The 7,255-nt window shown below is 35.9% G+C and carries 6 protein-coding genes; 1 reads left to right on the plus strand and 5 read right to left on the minus strand.

The genetic code is table 11. From position 1 onward, the window contains the following. Positions 1–161: 161 nt before the first annotated feature. The 4 genes from ACPYKA_RS16815 to ACPYKA_RS16830 all read right to left on the minus strand — a co-directional run bounded on the left by ACPYKA_RS16815 (position 162) and on the right by ACPYKA_RS16830 (position 4,137). Positions 162–803, minus strand: coding sequence for a CDP-glycerol glycerophosphotransferase family protein (locus tag ACPYKA_RS16815; protein WP_479543368.1), 642 nt, complete (start codon positions 801–803; stop codon positions 162–164). Beyond that, complete coding sequence (locus tag ACPYKA_RS16820) at positions 791–1,504, minus strand: CDP-glycerol glycerophosphotransferase family protein (protein ID WP_479543369.1); 714 nt, start codon at positions 1,502–1,504, stop codon at positions 791–793. The genes ACPYKA_RS16815 and ACPYKA_RS16820 overlap by 13 nt, the downstream gene beginning before the upstream one ends. Before the next feature lie 6 nt (positions 1,505–1,510). Continuing rightward, positions 1,511–2,617, minus strand: coding sequence for a hypothetical protein (locus tag ACPYKA_RS16825; protein ID WP_479543370.1), 1,107 nt, complete (start codon positions 2,615–2,617; stop codon positions 1,511–1,513). 62 nt (positions 2,618–2,679) lie between these two features. Beyond that, positions 2,680–4,137 (minus strand): polysaccharide pyruvyl transferase family protein, encoded by a 1,458-nt coding sequence (locus tag ACPYKA_RS16830; RefSeq protein ID WP_479543371.1) that lies wholly within the window; start codon positions 4,135–4,137, stop codon positions 2,680–2,682. A gap of 234 nt (positions 4,138–4,371) precedes the next feature. On the opposite strand from ACPYKA_RS16830, the gene ACPYKA_RS16835 reads away from it, so the two are divergent. Continuing rightward, the gene (locus ACPYKA_RS16835; protein WP_479543372.1) at positions 4,372–6,819 is read left to right on the plus strand and encodes a CDP-glycerol glycerophosphotransferase family protein; all 2,448 of its coding nucleotides are present in this window, start codon (positions 4,372–4,374) and stop codon (positions 6,817–6,819) included. A gap of 182 nt (positions 6,820–7,001) precedes the next feature. Here the strand turns inward: ACPYKA_RS16835 and ACPYKA_RS16840 are convergent. Continuing rightward, on the minus strand, positions 7,002–7,255 hold a 254-nt coding region (locus ACPYKA_RS16840), incomplete at its 5' end, for an ATP-binding protein (RefSeq protein WP_479543373.1).

Genomic DNA, 7,255 nt, shown 5'->3' on the forward strand with positions numbered 1-7,255 from the left:
GTCAAAAAAGGCGTGGGGCCTACACTTTTTTTAGTGTAAGCTCCTACGCCTTAATTTTTATTTACTGGAGTTTTGTCCCAGCCCCATAATGTTGAGTGGGATTTCCAATTGCTTCCTTAATGAATGAAGTTTCAGTGCAATACGTCTTCAATTAACAAAACTTAATTAAATATCCACCTTTTTAGATTCAGAATCCGTCTTCTGACACCAAACGGTAAAATATGCGATAGCTTCCAATACCAATCCCGGTTTTTTTTGTAGAGTATTTCCTTATTCTCCTCCACCGCTTCAAATATACGTTGGGAATTGTTACGATCCATAAATGTAAAATAACGTTGCCTTAGCTCCCGATACTCGCTTTTTTCCTGAAAGTTATTCCGGATATAATCATCCACATAGGCGATTAATGTGTCCGCATCAAATGCTACATCACCAAATAGCTCATGTTCAAAGTCCATATAGCTTCCTTCATATTCTAAATACTTATCCCGATCAAAGTGATAAAAGAGACAAGGCTTTTTTAAATAAAACATTTCCCAGATGACACTGGAGTAGTCGGTTATCATCATGGAACTTTTCATAATCATCTCGTCAAGCGGTACATCCAGGAAACCAAACTTTTCAATGTGGTCGGATTCAACATCAAATAAATCGATATAATCCTTGAATTTAGGATGCAGGAAAAATTTGATTTTTACGTTATCCCTTTCTAATACATCTTTTAGTTTTTCAGAGGTTAAAAAGTTCATATAGTTTTTATAATAATCACTTTCAGCAAATTTCTCCTTACTTATCCCATCCATCCACGTTCTCCATGTAGGCATCCCACAAAAATTTGTTTGTAAGCTATCTGATCCGTTTTATCCTCTAACACATCCCATCGCGCCAGTCCAGTAGTGACTACTTCTGATTCACGATACCCCCAATAGTTCACAATCATTTCCTTTTCAAATTCTGATGGGGCAATGACCAGATCAAAAACATTACGTTTTTTATAAAAGTCGGGAACTTTTTTCAAACCATTGACACCATGTTGCAAATACACAAGCGGCTTATTTGTTAGTGTTTTGCCCAGTTTACTTGTTTTCATTTTTAAATGATAACTGTTTCTTTTGGTATCGGATGATATCAGCAATCTTGCTGCAAACATGTAAACAAAATACTTAAAAGACTTGTAATATAGTACCTTATCCCGTTTATCCAGCAGGTTGTTTATTTCTGGTGAATCTTTTCGGATGACATAATAAAAGTTTTTGTGCAACCCGTTTCTATACACATAATCAAAGAAATAATATCCACTTTCATGTGCTGACATGGCAAGCTTTTCAAAGCCAATCCAGATCTCTTTTTTCTTCAGATAACCATATAATACCCACGCGACTATATAAGCGATATTTTCCTTCCAATAATAATACCTGGTTTCGAAATGTTCCCGTGGCCTATAGGTAAATGCCAACTCTTTATTAACCGTTATATAAGGATAAAAGATGTGATCTGCTTCCATGGACAGCTAATACTTTAATACTGTATTATCCACCTTTTGGAATACCTTGCCTGTCACTTTGGAAACCTTTATTAATTGTTCTACATCATCATTTGCGATAACACCGACAAAAATATCCCAATACAATGGAAAAAGATCATTTGACGATATATCGATTGTTGCGTTAACGATACTCTTTTCCCCACCAGACTCGATGTATGTCACTGAAAATTTCCGGTTTGTAAAATCATCTTTATTACGATGGACCAAATAGACATGGTTGATTTCCAGTTCATTTATATATGGGCTTTCTAAAGAAATTTGCAGGTCGATATGATTTTTCTTCATGACGAATCGCTCAACTTTAGGCTTAATCTTAAATTGGTTTTTTATTAAATTGGATATATTATTTTTCTCTAAAGCAAGCGTATCATCTTTGGTTAGGTAAAGCCTGCTACGCCAATTATATGTTGATTCGCTGAAAAAACTCTGTGGTAAAATCGGGAAATATCTGTCTGGATGCTCGTCACTTTGCGGGATAAATCGTAACCGCCAGGCTTTCTGATTTCCCTTCGACAGTAAGTACATATCCCATCTTGCTTTTTCACTCTCTGTATGCGCCAAAAAAGATTTAAAATGAAAAGATAATGTATGCTGCCAGGATTCTTCACCTTGAATAACATATATATCATTGTTTTTCCTATTACTCAACGCTAAAAGAGGTAAATGAAGATGATATAAATCTTGATCACTCTCAAAAAATGTGATGGCCGCCGTATCTTCTTGAACGCAAACACCCTTTATATCCACTATAAACGCATCGTCCAACAGGGTTTGGATCTTATTCATGTTGTTTTCTATCACCTGTGTTTGACTAACGACAATATTGGGAAATTGGGAGAGATCCGTAATAACATGTTTCATTTCCATCAAATTTTGATTTTTGCCATCCACCTGATCAAATGACAATTCAAATACCGTATGATTAACCAGTAGTATAACATGGATATGATTGATATACTTTTTGGGGATCAATATACGATCGTCCCGAAACTGTACCGGAATAAACCGATAGTATACATCCTCATCCAGTTCTTCTTTCACAAGTAACAGCAGGTTTTTCCTCTGCTCCATTTTATAATATATTCTATTGCAAAGTTCCTAGCATATTTCACAAATTTCCCAACTAAAATAACTTACTTATCTGAGTCAGTAAATTTTTTTGTTGCAAAATGACGTAATGGTCTAGTTATTTTCCAGGATCGCGAATTTTCCATGTTGCTTATTTTAAGATTCAATCGTTTTATCTTAACGTTTTTCTTCTTTATATCATTTTGCAGCACTGAAATCGTCTTGTTTTTCGCTTTAATTGTTTTAGTATAGTTTTTGTCTGTTTTTTCACGCTTGGATAACACGACTTTGTAACTTTTTTCTAACCTGTCCCTCATCTCATCAGCTGTACATGCCGTTATCGGTCCAATTGGCTGTTTAAGTTGAATTGTTTCAAGAGCTTTTTCAAGTGGCTGTTTAACACCATCAGCATTACGGTCGTAAATATGATGGATGCCATTTTTTGCTAGGAAACGAATGAAATTATCATAGTTTTTTTGATGGGTTTTTTCGACAGCATGAAAATCAACCTTTTCAACTAACTCTTCCAGGCAGGTGTTACCGTTAACTTCCTCCGAAGAAACACGTGGGAGATTATGATATTCAGATAGTTCTCTCATTCGGGCATCTATCGGTATTGTAATACTCGGAGATCCGGCAAGTAACGGCACGACATTACCATGCAATCTTGTCCCAATACTCAAATCAACAGTTTTCATATGCTCTATCCAAGTTGGCGCATTTAAGAAAAATTTAACCTTATCCTCTTGGTATACTTCGCTATTAAGACTGTTTGGATAGTTATCCAGTATACTGTTAACTGAATTACCAAGTAAAGGGGTGCCAGCATAAGTTAACACTAGCTCATCCATGTCTTGGGGGATGAAATTCAAATGATTAAATTTGCGGGAAAGGCCATTTAAAAATTTTAGCACATTCTGATTCGCCGCTGGTGTCATATTGATACTGACTGAAGAAGATTCATTTAAATGAAGATCCCTTATCTTGATGGTATTACCAAATGTATACATGGACGGACAGCCTATTACTTGATGATCAACTCCCTCTTTAAAACCTAAGTATGACAGATAATCCGCTGTAATTTGCCCCCGTAAGCCAAGCATACTTGATCTCTCCAAAACGGCACTGACAAATTTTTTGACGTCATCATCATAAGGTCGTTTGGTACTGATATTGGGCTCAAATGGGAAAGACATCCCCAGCCCTATTACATAAACAGGAATGGTGAGTTTTTCGATAAGCTCTGTATATTTCTTTAAAGAAGGTATAAAGCTTTTTCTAATTCCGTTTGCTAAAGGAAAGATATAAGCGTTATGGGTTTCATTTATCATATCTGCATCTTTGGGGTCTTTCCTATAATAGTCAGACACCAATTCTACATTATCTGTGGTCATGTTTCTGTATATACTGTACGCATAAATGAGGTTCCCGACATTATTTCCTATTGCATTTCTTTTGATTATTTCATCTGCACTAAAAGTGTCTAACGGGGACATACCTGATCTGACTAATATTTTTTTCATCCTAAAACTCCCCAATTAATTTTTTGTCTCGCAAAATAATTCTAACAATAATTTGGATTTGTTTCCATTACTCCCCTTATTCATCAACCATTTCCGGAACAATTGCAGCATTTTCAGACGACCCAGTACAGGCAATGCAATAAAACTTTACAGGCAATGTTGAGCATGGTAATTTAAATAGGATTACTATACTCGAAAAAATAACGTCAATTTTAATTAAAGGAAGGAATTTTTATGGCTCAACAACCTGATGCTCACGCAACTAAGACGATAATAAAACCTTTTGTTGATAACATAACATTCCATACGAAAAATGTAACCATTCAAGGCTGGTCCGAGTTACAAAATATCAACCAGAAACGTATTTTGGTTTTATTGAAAAAGAGAAACTCGCCCCTTTCTTACACGATTCCCATAACATGGATCAACCAAAAACAATGGAACTGTACGATTGATTTTGACCATTATCCGCTTATTAAGGGGACTTGGGACTACTATTTTCAAGTAGACGATAGTAAATACCGTATCAAACTAGATGAACATTTCCAGATGCCCAACAAGCAGTTATTTTACAATACAAAAAATGGTTCCTTGAAGCATCAACTGTACAAGACAATCAATGGTTCGCTATCATCCAAAATTAAAACAGCAACCATAACCGCAACCGGGTTACAAGCAACAATCTATGAAGACTGGTTTGTTTCTCTATCCGGTTCCTTTAACGACCCAGTATTGCCTCAACGAAATAACCTTCGTGATACAATGATCATTTTCCAGCAAAGAAACACCGATAAAGTCGTTAAAACACCGGTAACCATAAAAGAGACGAAGCAGAAGGATGAACAATACACATTCCATTTCGATCTCGATTATAGGAAGTTAGTCCCTGATGATCTACTAAAGGTGCAATGGAATGTCTTTCTCGAAATTGTTGATGATCATGTTTCTCACTGGTTCCGCATTCAAACGGATGGCAAGGATCATTTAGCATATGATTCCCGAATAACATTTGAAGCGCCAAATATACGCCAGATTTACTATAACGTAACAAAGTATAACCATTTATCCGTTTACTTCAATGAATTGCACATGTCCCGTGATATAGAATATTATGCAATTACCAAGAACGTCCTGCATTTGCAAGGGTATGCGTATTTGGATACCATCCATTTTGACGAGAACAATGCAATGAAACGATCGTTAATAGTGCGTAACAGAGACACGGACGAAATGCTAAGCATGAGTTTAAATAGTGTGGAAAGAAAGGATTTCATCATAAACGGCTATGATTATACACTTGCCGGATTTGATGTAAAAATTGCATTAAAGGACATTTTACCCCCTAATCGGTCCCAAAAAGCCATTTATGACTTTTACATTCAAATACAATACAACGATGAGGTAAAGGAACGTAAATTAGGATTTGAGGAGTTCACCTACTATAAAGATGATATCGTAACACAAACCACGTTGAAGCATAAAGGCACCTATTACAAAGGGTATTTCTCACTAACTCCTAGTGGAAACCTAAAGTTGGAGTGTTTTGGCTTTACCTTAAGAGAATATCTTTATTTGAGGTATGGCCAAAATATCGATCGAAAGCGAAATAAGGAAAAAGATATTTGGTTAATTGGTGAGAGGCCAGACACTGCCCAAGATACCGGGTGCCGATTCTTTGAATATTGTCGTAAGCAGCATCCAGAAAAAGAGATCTATTATGTGATTGACCCCTCGTCCAAAGATATAAAGAATATCAAGGGGTTGGGTAATATCATTTACGCTGGTTCATTAAAGCATCTCCGCAAAGCATCTATAGCCAGTACCTTTATCGGATCGCACGACCTGGATTATATCTTGCCCATAAAAGGGATCGAACTGGGTAACTATATCAATGGGAGAAGGATTTTTATACAACACGGTGTTCTGGGAAGAAAAAATGTGGAATACCATAAAAGTTTTTATAAATATCCGTTTCAGCTGTTCTGTGTCAGTTCCAATGCGGAGAAAAACGTCGTCCATAAGAAGCTGGGGTATGAGAAAGAAGAAATAAAAGTTACCGGTTTATCACGTTTTGATCGACTGTTAAAGCACCATCATGAGAAGAGGTCCATTCTCCTCATTCCAACTTGGCGGGAGTGGTTAAATACCGAAGAAAATTTCATTCGTTCCAATTACTATAAAAGATATATGTCATTGTTGAAAAATGAACGCCTTGTGAACTTGCTGAATAAATTTGATGTACAATTAAATTTTTATCCACATTATCGGATGCAGCCATTAATTCACACATTTAATAGCGTTACTTCTGAACGAATTCATATTGTCCGCCTTGGGGAAAAAAATGTCCAGGATCTCTTGCTTGAAAGTAAGCTAATGATAACAGATTATTCCTCTGTTTCATTTGATTTTAATTACATGTCCAAACCAATTATTTTTTATCACTTTGATTCAGATACTTTCTTTAAGAACGGAATCTTGAGACCAATTGAAGAAACGTTTCTGGGCGATATTTGCAAGGATGAAGAACAAATCATTGACTCCATTGCTTATTATTTGGAAAACAATTTTAAAGAACGAGATGAGATAACCAACAAAAAGCATCTTGTCTTTTCCAACATCGACGACAATAACTGCAAACGAATTTTCAAAGAAATAAAGAACAAAGGCGAAAGCGCCCAGTAAGCAATTGCACCTGATGCTTTAGTGAAAACTTCTCCAAAACGATGGAGAAGTTTTTTTGCTATTGTTTTAGTGATGAAAAAAAATTATACTAAAATAGACCTCTATTACCAAAAATTGTATTTCGCAAGTGAAAAGTGAGCCACATCGCAATTTAAAACTGAGCCACCCTATGTCTAGATTTCCTAATCGTTTTTGAGCCATTCTTCCGTTTCTCTCATACGATAAGATGCTCCATTCATACTTAAAACGTGTGATTTGTGAGTTAAGCGATCGGTTAATGCGGCTGTTAACACGGCATCATGGAAAATTTCCTGCCACTTTAAAAATGATAAATTACTAGTAATTATCGTTGACTTCCGATTGGCTCTTAATGATAAATGGGAAAACAATAATTCTGCCCCTTCTTTATCAAATGAAATGTACCCTAATTCATCCA

Source organism: Pseudogracilibacillus amylolyticus (SeqCode) (assembly GCF_051918545.1).
Classification (GTDB): domain Bacteria; phylum Bacillota; class Bacilli; order Bacillales; family Amphibacillaceae; genus Pseudogracilibacillus.

Excerpts from the sequence above, each read along its gene's own strand:
- ACPYKA_RS16815 (WP_479543368.1), bottom strand. The coding sequence starts at position 803 with ATGGATGGGATAAGTAAGGAGAAATTTGCTGAAAGTGATTATTATAAA.
- ACPYKA_RS16820 (WP_479543369.1), bottom strand. The coding sequence starts at position 1,504 with ATGGAAGCAGATCACATCTTTTATCCTTATATAACGGTTAATAAAGAG.
- ACPYKA_RS16825 (WP_479543370.1), bottom strand. The coding sequence starts at position 2,617 with ATGGAGCAGAGGAAAAACCTGCTGTTACTTGTGAAAGAAGAACTGGAT.
- ACPYKA_RS16830 (WP_479543371.1), bottom strand. The coding sequence starts at position 4,137 with ATGAAAAAAATATTAGTCAGATCAGGTATGTCCCCGTTAGACACTTTT.
- ACPYKA_RS16835 (WP_479543372.1), top strand. The coding sequence starts at position 4,372 with ATGGCTCAACAACCTGATGCTCACGCAACTAAGACGATAATAAAACCT.